Source organism: Bradyrhizobium sp. USDA 3311 (genome assembly GCF_054062495.1).
In genome coordinates this window covers 8,801,549-8,821,924 of record NZ_JBSSFI010000001.1, presented here as the reverse complement: position 1 = coordinate 8,821,924, position 20,376 = coordinate 8,801,549, and the positions used below count along the sequence as shown (strand labels likewise).

The 20,376-nt window shown below is 66.1% G+C and carries 18 protein-coding genes; 10 read left to right on the top strand and 8 right to left on the bottom strand.

The features are described from left to right. The first annotated feature begins 134 nt into the window (after positions 1–134). Positions 135–770: a response regulator gene (locus ACVWW6_RS41900; RefSeq protein WP_011090041.1), complete on the top strand. Its 636-nt coding sequence runs from the start codon at positions 135–137 to the stop codon at positions 768–770. Positions 771–870: 100 nt separating this feature from the next. Here ACVWW6_RS41900 and ACVWW6_RS41895 read toward each other — a convergent pair whose 3' ends face one another. Further along, entirely contained in the window at positions 871–1,728 is an 858-nt protein-coding gene (locus tag ACVWW6_RS41895; protein ID WP_456682848.1) for a hypothetical protein, read from the bottom strand. Positions 1,729–2,092: 364 nt separating this feature from the next. On the opposite strand from ACVWW6_RS41895, the gene ACVWW6_RS41890 reads away from it, so the two are divergent. The 3 genes from ACVWW6_RS41890 to ACVWW6_RS41880 are packed head-to-tail and all read left to right on the top strand — an operon-like array spanning position 2,093 to position 5,439. Next, positions 2,093–3,598 carry an amidohydrolase family protein gene (locus tag ACVWW6_RS41890; RefSeq protein ID WP_456682847.1) on the top strand — a complete coding sequence of 502 codons (1,506 nt, stop codon included), beginning with the start codon at positions 2,093–2,095 and terminating at the stop codon, positions 3,596–3,598. A gap of 3 nt (positions 3,599–3,601) precedes the next feature. Beyond that, the gene (locus ACVWW6_RS41885) at positions 3,602–4,531 is read left to right on the top strand and encodes a CobW family GTP-binding protein (RefSeq protein ID WP_456682846.1); all 930 of its coding nucleotides are present in this window, start codon (positions 3,602–3,604) and stop codon (positions 4,529–4,531) included. Positions 4,532–4,575: 44 nt separating this feature from the next. Next, complete coding sequence (locus tag ACVWW6_RS41880) at positions 4,576–5,439, top strand: urea carboxylase-associated family protein (protein WP_456682845.1); 864 nt, start codon at positions 4,576–4,578, stop codon at positions 5,437–5,439. Positions 5,440–5,442: 3 nt separating this feature from the next. Here ACVWW6_RS41880 and ACVWW6_RS41875 read toward each other — a convergent pair whose 3' ends face one another. The 3 genes from ACVWW6_RS41875 to ACVWW6_RS41865 form a co-directional block, all read right to left on the bottom strand. Next, the gene (locus tag ACVWW6_RS41875) at positions 5,443–5,838 is read right to left on the bottom strand and encodes a GFA family protein (RefSeq protein ID WP_011090036.1); all 396 of its coding nucleotides are present in this window, start codon (positions 5,836–5,838) and stop codon (positions 5,443–5,445) included. A 1-nt stretch (position 5,839) separates the two neighbouring features. Then, positions 5,840–6,211 (bottom strand): hypothetical protein, encoded by a 372-nt coding sequence (locus ACVWW6_RS41870; RefSeq protein ID WP_011090035.1) that lies wholly within the window; start codon positions 6,209–6,211, stop codon positions 5,840–5,842. A gap of 108 nt (positions 6,212–6,319) precedes the next feature. Continuing rightward, positions 6,320–6,697, bottom strand: a complete 378-nt coding sequence (locus tag ACVWW6_RS41865; protein WP_011090034.1) for a tautomerase family protein — start codon at positions 6,695–6,697, stop codon at positions 6,320–6,322. Between the two features lie 166 nt (positions 6,698–6,863). Here ACVWW6_RS41865 and ACVWW6_RS41860 point away from each other — a divergent pair, with 166 nt between their 5' ends. Beyond that, positions 6,864–7,463 carry a TetR/AcrR family transcriptional regulator gene (locus ACVWW6_RS41860; RefSeq protein WP_456682844.1) on the top strand — a complete coding sequence of 200 codons (600 nt, stop codon included), beginning with the start codon at positions 6,864–6,866 and terminating at the stop codon, positions 7,461–7,463. Positions 7,464–7,466: 3 nt separating this feature from the next. Here the strand turns inward: ACVWW6_RS41860 and ACVWW6_RS41855 are convergent, their stop codons facing one another. Continuing rightward, the gene (locus ACVWW6_RS41855; RefSeq protein WP_060912925.1) at positions 7,467–7,940 is read right to left on the bottom strand and encodes a hypothetical protein; all 474 of its coding nucleotides are present in this window, start codon (positions 7,938–7,940) and stop codon (positions 7,467–7,469) included. An 11-nt stretch (positions 7,941–7,951) separates the two neighbouring features. Beyond that, on the bottom strand, positions 7,952–8,452 hold the full coding sequence (locus ACVWW6_RS41850) for a hypothetical protein (protein ID WP_038965447.1): 501 nt from the start codon (positions 8,450–8,452) through the stop codon (positions 7,952–7,954). 295 nt (positions 8,453–8,747) lie between these two features. Here ACVWW6_RS41850 and ACVWW6_RS41845 point away from each other — a divergent pair, with 295 nt between their 5' ends. The 5 genes from ACVWW6_RS41845 (at position 8,748) to ACVWW6_RS41825 (ending at position 18,421) form a co-directional block, all read left to right on the top strand. Then, on the top strand, positions 8,748–10,430 hold the full coding sequence (locus ACVWW6_RS41845) for a methyl-accepting chemotaxis protein (protein WP_271550896.1): 1,683 nt from the start codon (positions 8,748–8,750) through the stop codon (positions 10,428–10,430). 12 nt (positions 10,431–10,442) lie between these two features. Then, on the top strand, positions 10,443–11,114 hold the full coding sequence (locus ACVWW6_RS41840) for an aspartate/glutamate racemase family protein (RefSeq protein ID WP_456682843.1): 672 nt from the start codon (positions 10,443–10,445) through the stop codon (positions 11,112–11,114). A gap of 146 nt (positions 11,115–11,260) precedes the next feature. Further along, complete coding sequence (locus ACVWW6_RS41835) at positions 11,261–12,982, top strand: AMP-binding protein (protein WP_456682842.1); 1,722 nt, start codon at positions 11,261–11,263, stop codon at positions 12,980–12,982. Between the two features lie 12 nt (positions 12,983–12,994). Beyond that, a complete protein-coding gene (locus tag ACVWW6_RS41830) occupies positions 12,995–16,300 on the top strand; it encodes a carboxyl transferase domain-containing protein (protein WP_456682841.1) in 3,306 nt (1,101 codons plus the stop codon). Between the two features lie 252 nt (positions 16,301–16,552). Continuing rightward, the gene (locus tag ACVWW6_RS41825; protein ID WP_404523943.1) at positions 16,553–18,421 is read left to right on the top strand and encodes a sigma-54-dependent Fis family transcriptional regulator; all 1,869 of its coding nucleotides are present in this window, start codon (positions 16,553–16,555) and stop codon (positions 18,419–18,421) included. Between the two features lie 184 nt (positions 18,422–18,605). Here the strand turns inward: ACVWW6_RS41825 and ACVWW6_RS41820 are convergent, their stop codons facing one another. Further along, the gene (locus tag ACVWW6_RS41820; RefSeq protein WP_011090025.1) at positions 18,606–19,160 is read right to left on the bottom strand and encodes a flavin reductase family protein; all 555 of its coding nucleotides are present in this window, start codon (positions 19,158–19,160) and stop codon (positions 18,606–18,608) included. A gap of 57 nt (positions 19,161–19,217) precedes the next feature. Beyond that, positions 19,218–20,315 (bottom strand): LLM class flavin-dependent oxidoreductase, encoded by a 1,098-nt coding sequence (locus tag ACVWW6_RS41815; RefSeq protein WP_038965454.1) that lies wholly within the window; start codon positions 20,313–20,315, stop codon positions 19,218–19,220. Positions 20,316–20,376 lie beyond the last annotated feature (61 nt).

Genomic DNA, 20,376 nt, shown 5'->3' with positions numbered 1-20,376 from the left:
GCCACGTCGGTACATTCGCCGAGGCAGTTCAGGGTTTTGCAGGATGGCGCTTCGAGCCATGATCGGCATGATCGTTCGACCTTGCTGCTGCCGGCCGTCTCCATCGATTGCGGCCGGAAAACGAGAACGACGCCATGAAACGCATCTTGATTGCGGATGATCATGCAGTCGTACGTTCAGGGCTTCGCGCGATTGTCGAAACGCAGTCCAACTGGATCGTCGCCGGCGAAGCGACCAATGGCGAGCAAGCCGTCGGTTTGGCCGTGGAGACGATGTCGGACATCGTCATCGTCGATTATTCGATGCCACTCATGAACGGGTTGGAGGTCAGCCGCCGGCTCAAGGCACTTGATCTGCGCACGGAGGTGCTGATCCTGACGATGCATGAAGACGAGGAACTGCTGTCCGAAGCCGTTCTGGCGGGAGTTCGCGGCTTCTTGTTCAAGTCGGATGCCAAGAAGCACCTGATTTCCGCAATCGAGGCGCTGCTCGACGGCAGGCCCTACTTCACCAGCGCCCTGGTGGAGAAGCTGCTCCATGACTACCAGCTCAACAAGCATGGCAGGTCGGACATGCTGCTGACGTCGCGCGAGCAGAGCGTGGTCCAGTTGATTGCGGAAGGGCATACCAACAGATCCATGAGCGTCATTTTGAAGCTGAGCGTGAAGACGGTCGAGACCCATCGTGCGTCGGCCATGCGCAAGCTTGGAATGTCGTCGACGGCCGAACTGGTCCGCTATGCCATTCGCAAGAAACTGGTTGTGCCTTGAGAGACGCCGCCGTTGCCGCGGAATGGGTGCTGTGCAGATCCATGCAGGATGCACAAGCGTCGACGCGACGATCAGGTGGACCGAAGCCACCCTTCCGCAGTCAAAGCTTCCAGCTCAGCGAAATAATCCGCATTCGGGTCAAGACCCGCGACCGATTATGTGCGAGGTTCTGGCCATAGGTGTTGAGGCAATTCCTCATTGCCTTCGCCTCCTCGGTGATGGCGGCAATCGAATCCAGCGGCAGAAATTCGTAGCCCGCCACCCGGCCGGGTCGCAGCCACATATCGGCGATCGGCTGCCGGCCGAGGTTCGCATGCAGGGCCACGATCGTCCGCCAATCCTCTGCGGCCGAACGTGCGGCATCGATGCGCATGTCCGGTGTCCATTGCCTCTCGATCAGATCATGTCCCAACGTCGCGGGCTCGGTGGAATACCAGGCCCAGAGACAAATCAGCCGCAGCCGTGCAGGCTTCACCCGTCGCGGCTCGCGCGCAAATTCACGCGCGATCCACGCCGCCATCGGTTCGTGCGCGAGCTCGGCGGCATCGGCCACGAGCTGAAGCCATGTCGGCGCGAGCTTGGGAGAGCGCGGAAGGTGGTTCGCGATCTGTCGCCGAAAGAGTTCGCCGTCGGGCAATCGCGGGATCGGACGCGCAAACGTCTCCGGAGGCAGCTTGCGCAGCCACAGCGGGGCGTCGGCGGCAGCCGCCGCCTCCGCGAGGGCATGGCCGTCGATCACGCACGCAATCGCGCGTGCAGGATCGAGCCCCCGCCGCGGAACAGCAAGCGCGAAGAGCAGCGCGGGAAAGCTCGCGGCAAGGTCCGCAATGCGCGGATGCCGCACGGCCAAGGCGCGCACCGCGCCCTGGAAGCGCGGGTGATATCGCCGCAGCCGGCTTTCCAGCAGGTCGCAACGCCGGTCGCCCCGATCAGGGGCCAGCTTGAGATTGGATGTCATGACAATAGGTTCGCAAACGCGCGCCAATAGGTCGCGGCAGATTCGATTTGATGCAGGGCTTGGTGGTCTCACCCGGGAACCCATCCCGGGAAGCGCGTCAAATATCGCGCGTCGAACCCGGGAAGCGTGCAGTCGTAGACATGGTCGCCTCCAAAAATGAAATTGCGCGCATCCCATAGCTTGGCATTTGCCGGGATGCAACCCGAGACTGCATCTCGTATGCGCGTCCCCGCGACAGCCGCGCGGCAATATGCATGCTGCATCGGCATCCGCGGCGGTGGTCGTTGTCACAAAAATCTGCCTCTATGCGGCCCAGACGCACCTCCGAAGCTGCTGCCGGGTCTTTGGAGGTTTTGGCAATGGCATGCGGAGTGACGATATGAGCGGTTTGGTGATCTCTGGCGGCCGGGTGGTGGATCCCGCGAGCGGGATGGATGCCATCGGCGATGTGGCGGTGGTGGACGGCAGGATCGCCGCCGTCGGCTCCTCGCTCGGCGGCGCCGAGCGGGTGATCGACGCCACCGGGCTCGTGGTGGCGCCGGGCTTCATCGACCTGCACGCGCATGGCCAGTCGATCCCGGCGGATCGCATGCAGGCGTTCGACGGCGTGACGACGACGCTCGATCTCGAGGCCGGCGTGCTGCCGGTCGCATCCTGGTATGAGCGCCAGGCCAGGAAGGGGCGCGTGCTGAACTACGGCGCCGCCACCAACTGGGCTTTTGCGCGCATCGGCGCGATGACGGGCTCCAACGCGGAGAGCTCGCTCGAGGCGTTCGGCAACGCCATGCGCGACCGCCGCTGGATGGACAATGTGGCGAGCGATGCGGAGGTCGCCGGCATCCTCGATCGCCTCGCGCGCGGCCTCAACGAGGGCGGCATCGGCATCGGCATCCTGAACGCCTACGCGCCGGGCGCCGGCGTGCAGGAGCTGACCGCGGTCTGCCAGCTCGCCGCGAAGCAGGACGTGCCGACCTTCACCCACGTCGCCTACATGTCGCGCATCGACCCCGAGAGCGCGGCGGAGGCCTATATCCGCCTGATCGGCTATGCCGGCGCCACCGGCGCGCATATGCACATCTGCCACTTCAACTCGTCGAGCAAGACCGACATCGAGCGCTGCCGCGTGCTGGTCGAGAAGGCGCAGGCGCAGGGCCTGCCCATTACGGTCGAGGCCTATCCTTACGGCACCGGTTCGACCGTGCTGGCCGCGGCCTTCTTCAGTGATCCCCAATTCGTCGAGCGCAACGGCACCGGTTACGATTCCGTGCAGCGCGTGACCGACGGCTATCGCTTCCATGATCGCGCGGAGCTGCTCAAGGCGCAGGCCGAAGAGCCGTCCTCGCTGGTGCTCTGGCACATCCTCGACACCGAGAACAATTCGCATCACCGCGACCTGCTCGACATGTCGGTGCTGTATCCCGGCGGCGCCATCGCGTCCGACGCGATGCCGTGGACGACGTCGGACGGCAAGACTTACACCGGCGATGCCTGGCCGCTGCCGGATGACGCCACCTCGCATCCCCGCTCGGCCGGCTGCTTCACAAAATTCATCCGCGAATGGGTGCGCGAGCGCAAGACGGTGTCGCTGCTGGAGGGCGTGCGCAAATGTGCGCTGATCCCTGCGGAGATCCTGTCGCAGAGCACGCCCGCGATGCGCGCCAAGGGCAGGCTCGCAAAGGATGCCGATGCCGACATCGTCGTGTTCGATTACGAGAAGCTGAGCGACCGCGCGACGTTCACGGCGATGAACCGGCCGTCCGAGGGCGTGCGGCATCTCGTCGTCAGCGGCCAGGCGCTGATCAGCGACGGCATTCTGGATGTGACTGCGCGGCCCGGCCGGCCGGTGCGCCGCCCGGTCGTCGAGGGCTGACCTATGCCGGTCCCCATTCTCCTGGTGACGGGCTTTCTGGGGGCGGGCAAGACCACGGTCGTCAACCATCTGCTGGCGCATGCGGTGGGACGGCGCATCGCCGCCGTGGTCAACGATTTCGGCCCGATCAACATCGATGCGGAGCTGATCGCGGGCGCGAGCGACGGCGTGGTGAGCCTTGCCAACGGCTGCATCTGCTGCTCGCTCGAAGGCGATCTGCTCCGCACGCTGTCGACACTGCTGCGGCGTGATCCGAAGCCGGAGTATATCGTCATCGAGACCAGCGGCGTCGCCGATCCCTCCGACATCGTGCGCAACCTGATGGATCCGGTGATCCTGCGCGAGGCGCCGCTGGAAACCGTGCTCTGCGTGATGGATGCAGGCACACCGCCGTCAGCCCTGGATGACGCGCTGGTGCGCGCGCAGCTGCGCGTCGCCGATATCGTGGCGCTCAGCAAGCTGGATCTGGCGGACGAGGGCGCGGGTGCCCGCATGCGCGAAGCCATCCGCGCGCTGCGCGTCCCCGCCGTGGTGGTCGATGCGCAGCACGGCGAGATTCCCGCCGCGCTGCTGTTTCCCGCAGCCATCGATCGCGCGCCCGCGACACGCGAGCCGGGGCCGCGGCGGCCGGCAGAGGAACGCTTCGAGACGTTGAGCTGGACCTCGGACCACCCAATCTCGCTGCTGCGCTTGCAGCAGGCCATCGGGCGGCTGGCGCCGAAGCTTGCCCGCGCCAAGGGCCTGTTCGAGACCGTCGAGCAGCCCGGCCGCCTGACGGTGTTTCAGTTCGCCGCCGGCCGCGCAACACTGGCGCCGGGTGAAGCGCCGACACCGGGCGTGCCGCGGTCACGCATCGTCTTCATCGCCGGGCTCGGCGTTCTCTCGAAGGCCGAGCTCGACGGGATCATGGAGACGTGCGTTGTGGGTGGGTGAGATGAGGCGGTAGGATGGCTTGCAGTCACAGGGATCCGCTTGGCATGTCGTCCAAAATCACACCCGCAGACGCCGCTTCGCGCCGCGCCGCCAAGCCGACGATCGTCTATCCGGCCGGCACGATGCCCGGGCCTGACCTCGCCGCGCTTGAGCAGGCTCGCCGCACGATGGTCAAGACGCACGAGCTCACCGTGCCGCCACGCGATGCCAGAACATTTCGCGTGGCGCGCGGCCAGTTTTTCCGCATCGTCAGCATCGAAGGCCCTCAGGTCGGCGACCTCAATCTCTGGAATGCAGAGGATCTCTCCGAGCGCTTCTTCAGCGGCAAGACGCGGGCGCTCCATGGTACGCATGTCGGCATCGGGGACCGGCTCTGGAGCAATATGCCCTACCTTCGGCCGATGGCGACCATCAGTCACGACACGCTTGGCTGGTACGGCTTCGACGAGGACGGCGCCGGCATTCATGATGTGATCGGCACGCGCTGCGACCCCTATACAAATCTCCTGTTGAACGGCACGGCTTACGATTTCTGCTGCCATTCCAACCTGTCCCGCGCGCTTGCCGCCGAGCTCGAGATGGAGCCACGCGCGATCGAGCATCATATCCACGACGTACTCAACGTCTTCATGTGCACCGGCTTCACGAAGGACACGCACCAATATTTCATGAAGGCAAGTCCGGTCCGTCCCGGCGACTTCATCGAATTTCTCGCGGAGATCGACCTGCTCGGCGCGTTGTCGGCCTGTCCCGGCGGAGACTGTAGCGCAACCCATTCCAGCGATGCCGCGGCATGCCACGCGCTCAAGATCGAGATCTTCGAGCCGAATCGAGCGACACTGAAGCACTGGAGCTGGCCGTCGCCAAGTGCGTATCACCGCCGCCACGGTGGGCATGCACAAAGCTGAGCCTCAATCCTCCACCGGTAATCCGTCTCCGTGGTCGTACCAATCCGCGCGGGACGTCCAATGCACGTGCCGGTCAGGTGCCGCGCCCAGCGGCTCGTCGAACGCGCCGGCATGGATGATCGCTTCGCGTCCGCTGCGCGTGAGATGCGGCATCGGGCTGCCGCAGCTCTTGCAGAACGCGGTCGCAAAGCTTCGTGCATTGGGCAGATCGAAGCGCGCGACGGATGTTTCCCCGCGCAGCCAGCGCAGCGCCGCCGCCTTCACGATCACCTCGCAGGCATGCGCGGTCCCGGTCGCTTTGCGGCAGCGCGAGCAGTGGCAGTTGAGGAAGCGATCGAACGGACCCTCGACCTCGAACGCGACCTCGCCGCACAGGCAGCTTCCGCGGAACGCAGCCATCTCACTCCCCCTCCGGCTCGGCCGGTTTCTCGGCCGCCTCTTCGGCATGAACCGGCGGGGCGCCGTGCGCGCCGCGCAGCCGGATCATCGTGTCGATCACGTCCACGTCGATCTTCAGCATGTCGAGATCGCGCGTCATCTCGCGTACCTCCTGGCCCTTGCGCGCCAGCTCCTCGGAAACGTCCACCGCCATCTTGCGCTCGGTCACATTGCCCTGCGTGTTGACGAACAGCTTTGCGCGCATCCATTCGAGCCGCGCCCGCTGGGTGTCGCGCTCGAACTTCTTCTCCGCGTAGCGGCGCCGCGCCTCTGCGTAGGCGCCGACCAGCGCGGTTTCAGGCAGGCTCCACAATTGCTCGACCGACATGGTCATGCGGCTCAGGTCCCGGGTTCGGCTCGGCGGAGGTTTCCTCCGCCGCCTATCAGACCCTTCCGGCCGGCAATTCTCAAGGGGGCGCGGGCAACTCCGCGCCCGGCAAGTTCACGCGAACTGTGCGAGGCCGTGGCCGACCGACCAGTTCTCCCCGGGGGCATCGAGCACGTTCACGAACACGTCCTCGGGCCGGATGCCCGGGTTCTCGCCGAGCAGCTCCGCGATCCGCCGGTACAGCGCTTTCTTCTGCTCAGGGGTGCGCGAGGCGAACACGGTGATCTGGATCAGCACAGCGTCCTCGCTTCGCTCGACGCCGTAGGCATTGCCGCAGCGGAAGTTCGCGGGGTCATGCTCGCTGATTGTCATGAACTCGTCGCCCTCGGGCACGTTCAGCGCCTCGCGCATGGCGCGGTAGAGACCGTCGAGGATCGCCTGCCGGTAGGCGTCGGGCTTTCCGGCGCGCATCGAGATGTGAAGAAGAGGCATGAGCTGGTCCCTTTGCATGCGGGCCGACCGGCCAGGGCGCACGGTGCGCGCCGGCGGTCCGGCTCATTGACGAAACGGGCTATCAATCCCAATTGGTTTTTGACACCATGTCGAGAAAACACGTTCTTGACACCGTGTCAAATACTTTCAGGCCGAGGATCGACATTTGAGACCGCGCGAGTTCGACCACGACGACGTCCTGCGCATTGCGTTCGACCAGTTCTGGCGCAAGGGCGTGCGCGGCACCTCGCTGTCCGACATCGCGCGCGACGCCGGCGTCCAGCGCGGCAGCCTCTACAATGCCTTCGGCAGCAAGGAGGCGCTGTTCCTGCAGGCCTATGAGCGCTACGCGGGCGATTACCTCCTCGCCCTGCAAAAGGCGCTCGGTGCCGGCAGTTTGCGCAAACGCCTCACCGCGTTCTTCGACCTGACCATCGTGAAGTTCCGCTCGGGCTCGCCACCGCGCGGATGTCCGACCACGCGCGGCCTGATGGAGCTCGGTGCGGTCGAAGGCGAGGGGCTCGACGAGGACGCGCGCCAGGCCTTTGCGAACCTCATCTCGCGCATCACCGCTTTGGTTCAGGACACATTGTCGGCAGGCGCGAAACGCGGCGAGTTCAACGGCAATCCCGCGGTCGCAGCGCTCCACATCATCACGGTGACGCGCGGCCTCGCCGTGCTCGAACGGGCCTTCGGCGACGACGCGCAGCTGCGCAAGATCGCGTCCCACACGATCGATCTCGTGCTCGGCAAGGCCGGAGGTTAGGCGTCAGCAGCAGGCAAGCGCGTTGACCGCCCGCGTTGTCGCATCCTCTTTCCCGGAGCCGACGAACCCGCAGACGATTGTCTCGAGTTCACCAGGCTGCTTGCTGCGGGCGACCGACAGCAGTCGCATCAACTCCGCCTCGTCCTTCGAGAGGCGCCGGCACGACGGCGGCATGAAGCACAGCTCGCATGGCCGGCCGCTGCGCAGGATCCTGACGAGCGCAGCCGCTCGCGCGACCAGCAGCGGGCTGTCGGCAATGCCGGGCGCCTCGTCGGCGAAGCGATAGGCCGCCTCCCAGCAATCGGACGCGCCGGTCGCATAGGCAGCGCCAATGAAGCGGAACAGCGAAAGCGCGACGCGGCAGAATTGATCGTAGCCTTCGACGCCGGGACGGGTCGCAAGCGCGGCTTGAAGCGGGCAGAGCCGCGACTGGCCGGCTTCCGGGTCAGGCACGGAATTGCTCGCAGCCTCCATCATGAACGATCTCATCAATGCAACGTGGGACTGCCCACAAGCCAGCTCTTCATCACCATTGTCCGGTCCTGGTCAAAAGGCTCGACATGCCGGTCAGGCAGAATGAGGCCGGCCATGCGGAAGATGGTCGCAAGTCCCCGGACCGGCGCCAGCGCCCAATCCGCGCCCACCGGCGGCAGCCAGCACTCGAACTGCGCGCGCGCGACATCGTCGCGCTCCTTCTGCGCGGCGGCGATCGCCCGCAGGATTCCGTGCTCGCTCTCCGATATGCGCGGACAGGTGGGGCAATGCACTTCGATCGCCGTATGCGCCGTGCAGGCAAAGATCTCGATGATCGATTCCAGCGACGGCACGGCATCGCCGACGCGGAAATGGTCGTACACCTGCTGGATGTCGGCCGCGGTCGGAACGGCGCTTCCGCTGCGCGCCTTGGCGCGAAATCCCCAGATGAAGAGTCGCTCGGCTGCGGTCAGTGCGGGAAGGTCGATGGGCTTGGCGTATGTCGATTGATGCATTGAGCCTGTGGCCTTGGGCTGGGCGCACGCCGCGTCTGGCGCTGACGATCTGCGTTGATCGTTCCGTCAGAGCCTGTCGCAAGTCAACGCGTCGAGGGCCGATATCGAGGTCTTCTAGATTTGAAGCGTTCGGATCTCGAATGCGGCCGGCCCCGCAAACCTGCCGGGCCGCATACGGCATGCCGCCGAGCGCCCACTCGATTTTGCGGGGATTTGGGGAACCCGAATGCTTAAAGCTTTGCTAAGGGGAGCGGGATAAACTGGCATATCAGCCCTTCCAATTTTGCGAGCCCCGATGATTTTCTCCCGCATCAGTTTCAAGCTGGTCCTGATTGTCGGCATCAGCCTCCTCGGCATGATCGCGCTGGCACCGATCGCGCTTTCGACCCTGCGCACCCAGATGGTCGCCGATCGCCAGGCCAAGACGCAGCACATGGTGGACGTCGGCTACGGCATCCTGGCGCACTATCAGAAGCTCGAGAGCGACGGAAAACTCCCGCGCGAGCAGGCGCAGGCCGCCGCCATGGCGGAGATCAAGAGCCTGCGCTACGACAAGGTCGAGTATTTCTGGATCAACGACATGACCCCCAGGATGGTCATGCATCCGATCAAGCCCGAGCTCGACGGCAAGGACCTTTCGGGGATGAAGGACCCCGCCGGCAACGCGCTCTTCATGGGCTTCGTTGACGTCGTCAGCAAGCAGGGCGCCGGCTTCTACAGCTATCTCTGGCCGAAGCCCGGCTTCGACCAGCCGGTCGGGAAGATCTCCTATGTGAAGGGCTTTGCGCCCTGGGGCTGGATCATCGGCACCGGCATCTATCTCGACGACGTCGATGCCGTGTTCCGCCAGAACGCGACGACGTTCGCGCTGGTGTGTCTTGTCGTGCTCGTGCTGGTGCTCGGTGCCTCCTTCGTGATCGGCCGCAGCGTCACGAAGCCGCTGGCAGGAATTACGGCGCTGACCGAACGCCTCGCCGCCGGCGACAGTGCGTTCGACGTGCCCTACACCGATCGGCGCGATGAGGTCGGCGGGCTCGCCAACGCGCTCGCCGTGTTCAAGGACAATGCGTCGGCCGTGGGCCGGATGCATGCCGAGCAGCAGGAGGCGAAGCAGCGAGCCGACGACGAGAAGCGCAGGACGATGGCCGATCTCGCCGGCAAGTTCGAGGCGAGTGTCCAGGCCGTGGTCCGCGACGTGTTCGATGAGGCGCGCGCGATGCAGCAGGCCGCGCAAGGCATGTCGGAGACCGCGAACAAGGCGACCGATCGCGCCAGCTTCGTGGCAACGGCCTGCCAGCAGGCGTCGAGCAACGTGCAGACGGTGGCCTCCGCCGCCGGCCAGCTGTCGTCCTCGATCACCGAGATCAGCCAGCGCGTCGCGCAGGCCGCGACGGTGGCCGACAAGGCGGCCGCCGACGGCCAGCGCACCAACGATACGGTGCAGGGGCTTGCCGCCGCCGCGCACAAGATCGGCGAGGTCATCGACCTCATCAACCAGATCGCCTCGCAGACCAATCTGCTCGCGCTCAACGCCACCATCGAGGCGGCGCGTGCGGGCGAATCCGGCAGGGGGTTTGCGGTGGTCGCGAGTGAGGTAAAGTCGCTGGCGAGCCAGACCGCGAAGGCGACCGACGAGATCGGCGCGCAGATCACCGCGATCCAGGCCGAGACCAATCAGGTCGTCGGCAATATCGAGAGCATTCGCGCCACCATCATGGAGGTCAACGAGATCTCCTCGTCGATCGCAGCCGCCGTCGAGGAGCAGGGCGCGGCGACGCAGGCCATCGCGCACAGCGTGCAGGAGGCGGCGTCCGGCACCGATCAGGTCTCGCAAAACATCTCCGGCGTGACCGATGCGACCGCCGAGACCGGCCAGGCCGCCGGCCTCGTGCTGCAATCCAGCGGCCGGCTGACGCAGAAACTGCAATCGCTCGAGAACGAGGTCAGCGCCTTCGTTGCCGGCGTGCGGGCGGCCTAGTATAGCGGTAGGATGGCCCAGAATTCCGATCGGCGCGCGCGCATCCTCCTGATCAATCCGAACAGTCTCGAGGCGACCACCGCGATGATGGTGGCCATCGCGAAGTCGGCCGCCGTGGCCGGTTTCGACATCGTCGGCGCCACGGCAATGCGCGCGCCGCAGATGATCGTGTCGGCGGAGGCGCTGGAGGCGGCCGCCGCCGAGGTCGAGGAGATCGCGCGGACGCATCGAGTTTCCCCGGACGGCATCATCGTCGCAGCGTTCGGCGATCCCGGTCTCGCCGGAATCAGGGCTGCGACGAAGCTGCCTGCGGTCGGCATCGGCGAGTCGTCGATGCTGGAGGCGGCCGCAGGAGGCCGCCGCTTCGGTGTGGCGACCACGACACCGCTGCTCAAGTCGAAGATCGAGGCGTTGCCGGAGGCGCTGGGGCTGCGATCGCGCTACACCGGCACGCGCTTTGCCGAAGGCGATCCGCAAGAGCTGATGCGCGATCCGGTGCAGCTGCGCGCAGCCCTCGCCGGCGCGGTCGAGGCCTGCATCGCGAAGGACGGGGCGGAAGCTGTCATCATCGGCGGCGGGCCGCTGGGGGAAGCTGCGCGCGAGCTTCAGCCGATGTTCACTGTCCCTGTCATCGCGCCGATCCCATCGGCCGTGAGGCGGATCATTCGCCTCGTCGCGGCGTAACGTCCGCTTTTTCCGCGCCGCGGCATCGGCCGTGATGCGGAAAACTGTTTTCCTTGACATGAAGTCTGCCGTGCTCGACGTGTAACGATGTCGATTGACGGCACGTGCGTGCCTTATGAAAAGAAAAGCAACACGGGGAAGACGTCATGAGCGCGGCCCTCAACGAGAAGGACTACCTCGCCACCTTGCGCGGGTTGTGGGACAAGGCGTGGCCGAAGGGCATGCCGCGTTCGCCGAACTATCTGCGCGGCGAAGCTCCTTTGACGGAATATCTGCGCGCCTGGGCGAGGCGGAGCCCGGAGCGTCCGTCGGTGATCTTCTACGGGCACGTCACCACCTACGCCGATCTCGACCGGCAGAGCGACCGCTTCGCGGCACTGTTGCAGGCCAAGGGCGTGCGCAAGGGCGATCGCGTCGCCGTCTTCCTGCCGAACTGCCCGCAATTTCACATCGTGTTCTTCGGCATCCTGAAGCTCGGCGCGGTCCATGTCCCCGTCAGCCCGCTGTCGCGCGCGTTCGAGCTGTCCTACGAGCTCAACGATACCCAGGCCGACGTAATCGTGGCACTGGACCAGCTCATCCCCGTCGTCGAGCAGGTGAGGGGCGAGGTGCGGCTGCGCGAGATCATCGTCACCAGCTTTGCCGATGTCGTGCCGGCGGCGCCTGCGTTTCCCACGCCGGAATCGATCCGCGCGCCGCGCATCGCGGCCGCAGGCGCGACCGATCTGTTGCCGGCGCTTGCCGCGATGCCCGCGCCGTCGCCGCTGCCGCCGCCCGGCCTCGATGAGGTCGCGGCGCTCAACTACACCGGCGGCACCACCGGCATGCCCAAGGGCTGCGTTCACACCCATCGCGACATGGTCTATACCGCCGCCGCCAATTACGGCATCTCGGTCCTGTCCGACGAGAGCAGCGTGTTCCTGTCGTTCTTTCCGGAGTTCTGGATTGCCGGTGAGAACTTTGGCTTGATTTTTCCGCTGTTTTCCGGCGCGACGCTGGTTCTGCTGGCGCGCTGGGATGCCGTCGGCGCGATGGCCGCGATCGACAAGTACAAGGTCACGATCACCGCGATGCCGGTCGACGGAGCGGTGGAGCTGATGGACCATCCGCGCTGGAGCGAGTTCGACCTGTCGTCCTTGAAGCAGGTGCGCGTCGTCTCCTTCGTCAAGAAGCTCAACGCCGACTATCGCAGGCGCTGGAAGGATCTCACCGGCACGATCCTGATGGAGGCGGCCTGGGGCATGACCGAGACCCACACCTCCAACACCTTCACATCAGGCTTCCAGGACGACGATTTCGATCTGAACAACCAGCCGATCTTCGTCGGCCTGCCCGTCCCCGGCGCCGAGTTCAAGATCACCGATTTCGAGACCGGCGCGCTGCTGCCGCTCGGTGCGGAAGGCGAGATCCGGGTGCGCACCCCGTCGCTGCTCAAGAGCTACTGGAACAAGCCGGAGGCGACCGCGGAGTCGCTCGTCGATGGCTGGCTGCGCACCGGCGACATCGGCAGCATCGACAAGGACGGCTTCCTGCACTTCCTCGGCCGCCGCAAGGAGATGCTGAAGGTCAAGGGCATGAGCGTCTTCCCGCCGGAGATCGAGGCGCTGCTGGGTCAGCATCCGAAGGTGCTGGGCTCGGGCGTGGTCGGACGCGACGATCCCGACAAGGGGCAGGTGCCGGTGGCCTATATCCAGCTCAAGCCGGAGGCGGTCGGTACCATCTCGGCAGAGAGCCTGCGTGCCTGGTGCGCCGAGCGCATGGCCGTCTACAAGGTCCCGGAGATTCGCATCATCGAAGCTCTGCCCCTGACGGCGACGGGCAAGGTGAAGAAGCAGGACCTCGATCCAAATCTGCCCGCCGCAGTCTGAGTGAGAGACATCATGTCGTTCAAGAAACTCCTGATAGCCAATCGCGGCGAGATCGCCATCCGCATCGCGCGCGCGGCGGCCGATGCCGGCATCGCGACGGTAGCGATCCACCCTGCAGACGACGCGCTGTCGCTGCATGTGCGTGTCGCCGACGAGGCGCTCGAGATCCCTGGCCGCGGCGCGCGGGCCTATCTCGACATCGAGGCCGTGGTGACGGCGGCGAAGGGCGCCGGCTGCGATGCCGTGCATCCCGGCTACGGTTTTCTGAGCGAGAATGCCGCGTTCGCCAAGGCCTGTGGCGAGCAGGGGATCACCTTTGTCGGGCCAAAGGTGACAGCGCTCGAACTGTTTGGCGACAAGGTCGCGGCACGGCAACTGGCCAAACGCTGCGGCGTGCCGATCATCGCCGGCACCAGCGGGCCTTCGTCGCTCGAGGAGATCACGGCGTTCTTCACGTCGCTTGGCGGCAACGCGGCGATCGTGATCAAGGCGATGGCCGGCGGCGGTGGCCGCGGCATGCGCGTGGTCGAGAATGCGGCCGATCTGGCGGAAGCCTATGCGCGCTGCCAGTCCGAGGCCAAGGCGGCATTCGGCTTCGACGGCGTCTATGCCGAGCGGCTGATCCGCCAGGCGCGTCATATCGAGGTGCAGATCATCGGCGACCGTCATGGTGCGGTCTCTCATCTCTGGGAGCGCGAATGCACCATCCAGCGCCGGCACCAGAAGCTGGTCGAGGTGGCGCCGAGCCCGTCGCTGAGCGAGCCCTTGCGCGGCCGCATCATCGAGGCGGCGAGGCAACTCGCGACCGCCGCGGCTTACGACAATCTCGGTACCTTCGAGTTCCTGGTCGACGGCACGGCGGAGGATAGCTTTGCCTTCATCGAGGCCAATCCGCGGCTCCAGGTCGAGCACACCGTGACGGAAGCGGTGCTGGGCCTCGACCTCGTCCGCGCCCAGCTCGCGGTCGCAGCAGGCAGCACGCTGGCCTCGCTCGACCTTGCGCAGGGATCGATCCCGAAGCCGCGCGGCTACGCCATGCAGCTCCGCGTCAACATGGAGACGCTGGACGAGACTGGCGCGACGCATCCGACCGGCGGCGTGCTCGCCTTGTTCGAGCCGCCGTCGGGGCCCGGCGTCCGTGTCGATAGTTTTGGCTATGCGGGCTACAAGACCAGCGCGGCCTTCGATTCGCTGCTCGCAAAAGTCATCGTGCATACGCCGGGCGAGGCCTGGCATGACGTGGTCGCCAAGGCTTCGCGCGCCCTACGCGAATTCCGGATCGACGGCGTCGTCACCAACATCGCCTTCCTCCAGGCGGTGCTCGCGCATCCCGATTTCAGGACCAACCGGATCGCGACCGATTTCATCGATCGCAACATCGCGAAACTGGTCGAGGCGGCCGATGGCGCAGCCAAGCCGCTCTACTTCGCCCCGACCGAGCGAGGCGGCGGTCACGGCATGGAGACGCACATTACGCAGGCCGTGCCTGAAGGCGCGGTGATGGTCGCGGCACCCCTGCAGGGAACCATCGTCACCATCCAGGTGAAGGAAGGCGAAGTCGTGCGCCCCGGCCAGCAGCTTGCCGTGATCGAGTCCATGAAGATGGAGCATCTCGTCATGGCCGAGCAGGGCGGCAGGGTCACGAAGCTCGTCGCCGGAGACGGCGCCACTTTGATGCACGGCGAACCGATCCTGTATCTGGAGCCGCTCGACGTCGCGGCCGACGCGTCGGCGGCGGAAGCCGATGTCGACCTCGACCACATCCGTCCTGATCTCGCCGAGCTGATCGCGCGCCAGGCCAACACGCTCGATGCGAACCGGCCGGCCTCGGTCGAGCGCCGCCGCAACACCAACCAGCGCACCGCCCGCGAGAACGTCGCGCAGCTCGTCGACGACGGCTCCTTCATGGAGTACGGCAGCCTCGCGATCGCGGCCCAGCGCCGCCGGCGCAAGCTCGACGACCTCATCAAGAACACGCCGGCCGACGGCCTCGTCATGGGCGTTGCGACCGTCAATGGCGAGAAGTTCGGCCCGGAGGGCGCGCGCTGCATCGTCGTGGCCTATGACTACACCGTGCTCGCGGGCACGCAGGGCCACATGAACCACAAGAAGATCGACCGCATGCTGACGCTGGCGGAAGACTGGCGCGTGCCGCTGGTGTTCTACGGCGAGGGCGGCGGCGGCCGGCCCGGCGATACCGACCGGCTCGGCATGACCGGGCTCGACGGCCCGTCCTTCGTGCAGTTCGCAAGGCTCTCCGGCCTGGTGCCCGTCATCGGCGTCGTCTCCGGCTATTGCTTTGCCGGCAATGCCGCGATGCTCGGTTGCTGCGACGTCATCATCGCCACCAAGAACGCCTCGATCGGCATGGGCGGCCCCGCGATGATCGAGGGCGGCGGCCTCGGCGTCTACCATCCGGCCGAGGTCGGCCCGGTCTCGTTCCAGTCGCCGAACGGCGTCATCGACATCCTCGTCGAGGACGAGGAGGAGGCGACGCGCGTCGCGCAAAAATACCTGTCCTATTTCCAGGGCGCGGTGACCGACTGGCAGGCCGCCGACCAGCGTCTGCTCCGCCGCGCCATTCCGGAGAACCGCCTGCGCGTCTACGACATCCGCAGCGTGATCGATCTCGTCGCGGACAGGGACAGCGTGCTGGAGCTGCGCCGCGACTACGGCGTCGGCATGATCACCGCGCTGATCCGCATCGAGGGCAAGCCGTTCGGCCTGATCGCCAACAACCCGCGCCATCTCGGCGGCGCGATCGATGCCGATGCCGGCGACAAGGCCGCGCGCTTTCTCCAGCTCTGCGACGCGTTCGATCTGCCGATCGTCTCGCTCTGCGACACGCCCGGCTTCATGGTCGGCCCGGAAGCCGAGAAGACCGCGATCGTGCGGCACGTCTCGCGCATGTTCGTGACCGGCGCGAGCCTCACCGTGCCGCTGTTCGGCATCGTGCTGCGCAAGGGTTACGGCCTCGGCGCACAGTCGATGATCGGCGGCGGCTTCCACGCCTCGTTCTTCACCGCGGCGTGGCCCACGGGCGAGTTCGGCGGCATGGGCCTCGAGGGCTATGTCCGCCTCGGCTTCCGCAAGGAGATGGAGGCGATCGCCGACCCCGAAGAGCGCGAGACCTATTATCGCAACAAGGTCGCCGAGCTCTATGCCAACGGCAAGGCGGTCTCGATCGCGTCCGTGTTCGAGATCGACAACGTCATCGACCCCGCCGAGACGCGGCGCTGGATCATGGCGGGGCTTAGGTCGGTGCCGAAGCCGCCCGCGCGGACGGAGAAGAAGAGGCCCTGCATCGATACCTGGTGAGCGCAGTGCAGCAATCTTGATGATGCCGTCATTCCGGGGCGCGCGCAGCGCGAACTATGGTGTGCAATTGCACACCTGAGAATCTCGAGATTCCGGGTTCGATGCTCCGGGCCGCGCTTGCGCGGTCCCATCGCATCGCCCCGGAATGACGTCTAGAGACCGTGTGCCATCTCCCCCGTTCCCGGTTCCCGATTGACATCCCCGCCCGTGCTGCCAGACTTTGCACAATAATACAGGGTGGAGACGTCCGCGATGGCCAGCCTTTCGGCCTCGAACCATGTCGCCCGCGTCTTGTCCGTCGCCAATCATGTGGCCGACGTCGATGCCTCTTCGCGGATCGCCAATTCGTGGCGGCGCTGCCTGATCAGCCACAAGCTCGATCCCGCCCGTCAGGGCCCGCCGCAAACACTCACCGAGGCCGAGATCCGGCATGTCGCCGAGCCGATGGAGGAGACGATCCGGCTCGCGACGCCCGAGCTCGACGACCTCGCCCGCGTGCTGCGCGACGCCGGCTACTGTGTGAATCTGGCCGATGTGAACGCGACCATGCTGTTCAGCCGGCTGCCGGGCGAAGCAGATGCGAAGATGTTTCTGGACTGGAAGATCTACACCGGCTCGAATTTCGCCGAGACGTTTGAGGGCACCAACGGGCTCGGCACCGCGCTGGCCGAGCAGAAGCCGATCCTGGTGCATCGCGACGAGCATTTTCGCGCGCAGTGGCACATGTTCTCCTGCGCCGTGGCGCCGCTGTTCGACCAGGCCGGCCGGCTCGCCGGTGCCATCAACATTACCTCCTGCCGCGAGGATCTCGAACGCGCCGCGCATCAGCTCGCGCTCGCGGTGACGATGGAGGCGACGCGGCGGATGGAGGGTGCGATCTTCCGCGGCCATTTCCGCAACGCCTGGATCGCGACGGTGCCGGGTGACGGCGGCAGTGGCCTCATCGCCTATGACGACGACCGCCGTATCGTCGGCGCCTGCCGTTCCGCGCGTGCGCTGCTCGGCCTCACCGACGGCATGATCGCATCGGGCATCGATCTGTCGCGTTACGTCAAGTTCGATCATCACGCCGCGCGCAGTGCGGACGATGTTGTCGAGCTGCGCCGCGCCGACGGCAGTCCGTTGGGCGAGGGCCATGTCGCCCCGCCGCTGCGCGCCAAATCCTTCACGGGTCCACACGCTCCGCGCCGCGATGCGACGATCGACCGTTTTGATGACCTGCATCGGCTCGCCGGCCGCGATCCCGGCCTGATCCGAAGCGTGAAGCGGCTCCGAAGCATCGGTGATCGCAATCTGCCGGTGCTGCTGCATGGCGAGACCGGCGTCGGCAAGGACGTGTTCGCCCGCGCCATTCACGCGGCGAGCAACCGTGCCCGCAACCATTATGTCGCGCTGAACTGCGCGGCGATGCCGGAGAGCCTGATCGACGCCGAGCTGTTCGGTTACGAGGCCGGTGCCTTCACCGGCGCGCGGCGCGAGGGCTCAAAGGGCCTGATCGTGCAGGCCGACGGCGGCACGCTGTTCCTCGACGAGATCGGCGACATGCCAATCGCGCTGCAGACGCGTCTCTTGCGCGTGCTGGAAAACCGCGAGGTCTGGCCGCTCGGCGCGCTCAAGCCGGTGCCGGTCGACATCCGCCTGATCAGCGCCACCCATCGCGATCTCGGCCGCATGGCGGAGGAGGGCGCCTTCCGCGCCGATCTCTATTTTCGTCTCCGCGGCATGGAGGTGAAGCTGCCGAGCTTGCGCGAGCGCGCCGACCGCGACGACATCATTCGCCAGATCGCGCGCGAGGAAGCGCCGAATTGCCGCCTCTCGGACGAGGCCTCGGCGCTGCTGTCGGCCTATCCGTATCCCGGCAACATGCGCCAGCTCCGCCATGTGCTGCGGCTTGCCGGCTGCACGGCGGAGAACGGTGTCGTCACCGATGCCGATCTCGATCTGCCGCTGTTCGGCGGCCGTGCGGCGGAGCCGGACCTCGCGGCGGCCGAGCGCGCGACGATCGTCGAGGCGCTGCGCAAGCATGGCGGTCGTGTGACCGAGGCGGCGCGTGCGCTGAAGCTCAGCCGCGCGACGCTGTATCGCAAGATCAAGCACCTGAAGATCGAGACCGCGCAGTAGCGCTTTCGGTTGGAGATGAACGAGGAGCGAGCCGCGGGCTTTCGCCTCTCCCCGCGTGCGGGGAGAGGCCGACGCGCGAAGCGCGGCGGGTGAGGGGGACTCTCCGCGAGTCCAACTGTCACCATCCTCGGAGAGACTCCCCCTCTCCCCGCAAGCGGGGCGAGGGAGCGCACCGCCGCCGCCCTTACGAAAAATCCGTCCAGCTCAGATGCCTTGAATCGAGGTCGCCGACTGAAACGGTGCCGCGGATTTCGTGGGGTACGTGGAAGCTGCTGCGCAGATAGACCAGCGGCGCGGCCCCGTCGGAATGCGACACCCCGCGGACTTCGCCGACGAAGATCGAATGCGTCTTCGTTTCGAATTCCTGCGCCAGCTCGCAATCGAACGCGGCCACCGCGTCGGTCAGCACGGGTGCGCCGGTGGCCCCGCGTGTCCACTGCCCGAACGCAAAGCGGTCGTCACCGTTGACGCCCTTCTGGCCGCTGAAGGTGAGTGCCAGCAGCGCGTGGTCCTCGTGCAGGAAGTTGATTGCGAAGGCGCCTTCCTCGCGGATCCGCGTATGTGCGCTGGCGTTGCGGTTGACGCAGACGATCAGCGACGGCGGGTTGTCCGACAGTGAGCAGGCCGAGGTGACCGTGAGCCCGGTGCGCTTGCCGTGCTCGGCACCGACCGTGACCAGCGCGACGGCACCGGCGCATTGGCGCATCGCCTGCTTGAAATCCTTTGCGTCCACGCTCACGCGGAAATCTCCGAAACGGGTGCGGATGCGGCACGATCGCGCCGCATCCGCGTCGGGTCAAGCCGCCTTCTTCGCGGAGCCGAGATGCTTCAGGCGCGGCATCACCTCGCTGCTGAGCAGCGAGAGCGAGTGGTGCCAGGCCTCTGCCTTGTGCTTGTAGTCGAAGCCGAACACCAGCAGCACGCCGAAGCCGCCGACCTCGTCGTAGATCTTCTCGATCTTCTCGGCGACGGTCGCGGGCGAGCCGACGATCCAGTTCCGCTTGGCGCAATATTCGACGGTGACGTCGCTGTCGGGCACGTCGGGCGCGTGCTTCAAATAGTCCTTGAAGCCGAAATGGCCGAGCAGGGGCAAGAAGTACTCGTGCATCATCCGGCCCATCATGTCGCCGGTGGAGAGCTTCCAGGCCTCTTCGTCGGTGTCGGCAACGAAGACCTCGCGCACCAGCCGCCAGTCCTGCCGGTTCGGCTTGCGCCCGGTCTTGGCCGCGCCAATCTCGACCGAGTCCCAATGGCTGCCGACATAGGCCGGGTTGAGGTTGAGGCTCATCGGGATGAAGCCGCGTTCGCCGGCGAGCTTCAGCGTGTCCGAGTTCTTCGACAGACCGGCAACGCCGATTGGCGGATGCGGCGCCTGCAACGGCTTGATGTGAGGCTTGAGGAAGTCGAACATCGTGTCCGGCTTGGTCACCGTCCAGAATTTGCCCTTGTAGGTCCAGGGCGCGGGATCGGTCCACATCTTCAGGATGATCTCCAGCGCTTCGCGGGTCATGTCGCGGTTCTGCCCGCTCATGCCGTCGACGTTGAACATCGCCCAGTCGCTCGGCAGGCCGCTAGCCGCGACACCGAAATTGAGCCGGCCTTCGGACATGTGGTCGAGCATCGCGACGCGGTTGGCGAGCTCGGCCGGATGGTGATAGGGCAGCAGGAAGCCGCCCGGCCCGATGCGCAAGCGCTTGGTCTGCATCAAGGCCTGGGCGATCAGGAGATCCGGCGTGGGATTGGGTTCCCAGGGCGCGGTGTGGTGCTCGCCGACCCAGGCCTCTTGATAGCCGAGCTCGTCGAGCCAGCGCATGACTTGCAGGTCCCAGTCGTTTCCTTCCTTCAGGCCGCACTCCGGCGGGTGCGAAGGCATCGTGAAATAGCCGATCTCCATGGGTTTCCTCTCCACAATTGATGCGTCTTGGTGCGCGGTTCACGGATGTGAGTGGGGATGC

Bases quoted from the DNA above. Each gene is read 5' to 3' on its own strand.
- ACVWW6_RS41830 (WP_456682841.1), top strand. From the start codon at position 12,995: ATGTCGTTCAAGAAACTCCTGATAGCCAATCGCGGCGAGATCGCCATC.
- ACVWW6_RS41855 (WP_060912925.1), bottom strand. From the start codon at position 7,940: ATGATGGAGGCTGCGAGCAATTCCGTGCCTGACCCGGAAGCCGGCCAG.
- ACVWW6_RS41850 (WP_038965447.1), bottom strand. From the start codon at position 8,452: ATGCATCAATCGACATACGCCAAGCCCATCGACCTTCCCGCACTGACC.
- ACVWW6_RS41845 (WP_271550896.1), top strand. From the start codon at position 8,748: ATGATTTTCTCCCGCATCAGTTTCAAGCTGGTCCTGATTGTCGGCATC.
- ACVWW6_RS41900 (WP_011090041.1), top strand. From the start codon at position 135: ATGAAACGCATCTTGATTGCGGATGATCATGCAGTCGTACGTTCAGGG.
- ACVWW6_RS41885 (WP_456682846.1), top strand. From the start codon at position 3,602: ATGCCGGTCCCCATTCTCCTGGTGACGGGCTTTCTGGGGGCGGGCAAG.
- ACVWW6_RS41875 (WP_011090036.1), bottom strand. From the start codon at position 5,838: ATGGCTGCGTTCCGCGGAAGCTGCCTGTGCGGCGAGGTCGCGTTCGAG.
- ACVWW6_RS41890 (WP_456682847.1), top strand. From the start codon at position 2,093: ATGCGGAGTGACGATATGAGCGGTTTGGTGATCTCTGGCGGCCGGGTG.
- ACVWW6_RS41825 (WP_404523943.1), top strand. From the start codon at position 16,553: ATGGCCAGCCTTTCGGCCTCGAACCATGTCGCCCGCGTCTTGTCCGTC.
- ACVWW6_RS41865 (WP_011090034.1), bottom strand. From the start codon at position 6,697: ATGCCTCTTCTTCACATCTCGATGCGCGCCGGAAAGCCCGACGCCTAC.
- ACVWW6_RS41840 (WP_456682843.1), top strand. From the start codon at position 10,443: ATGGCCCAGAATTCCGATCGGCGCGCGCGCATCCTCCTGATCAATCCG.
- ACVWW6_RS41835 (WP_456682842.1), top strand. From the start codon at position 11,261: ATGAGCGCGGCCCTCAACGAGAAGGACTACCTCGCCACCTTGCGCGGG.
- ACVWW6_RS41870 (WP_011090035.1), bottom strand. From the start codon at position 6,211: ATGACCATGTCGGTCGAGCAATTGTGGAGCCTGCCTGAAACCGCGCTG.
- ACVWW6_RS41815 (WP_038965454.1), bottom strand. From the start codon at position 20,315: ATGGAGATCGGCTATTTCACGATGCCTTCGCACCCGCCGGAGTGCGGC.
- ACVWW6_RS41880 (WP_456682845.1), top strand. From the start codon at position 4,576: ATGTCGTCCAAAATCACACCCGCAGACGCCGCTTCGCGCCGCGCCGCC.
- ACVWW6_RS41895 (WP_456682848.1), bottom strand. From the start codon at position 1,728: ATGACATCCAATCTCAAGCTGGCCCCTGATCGGGGCGACCGGCGTTGC.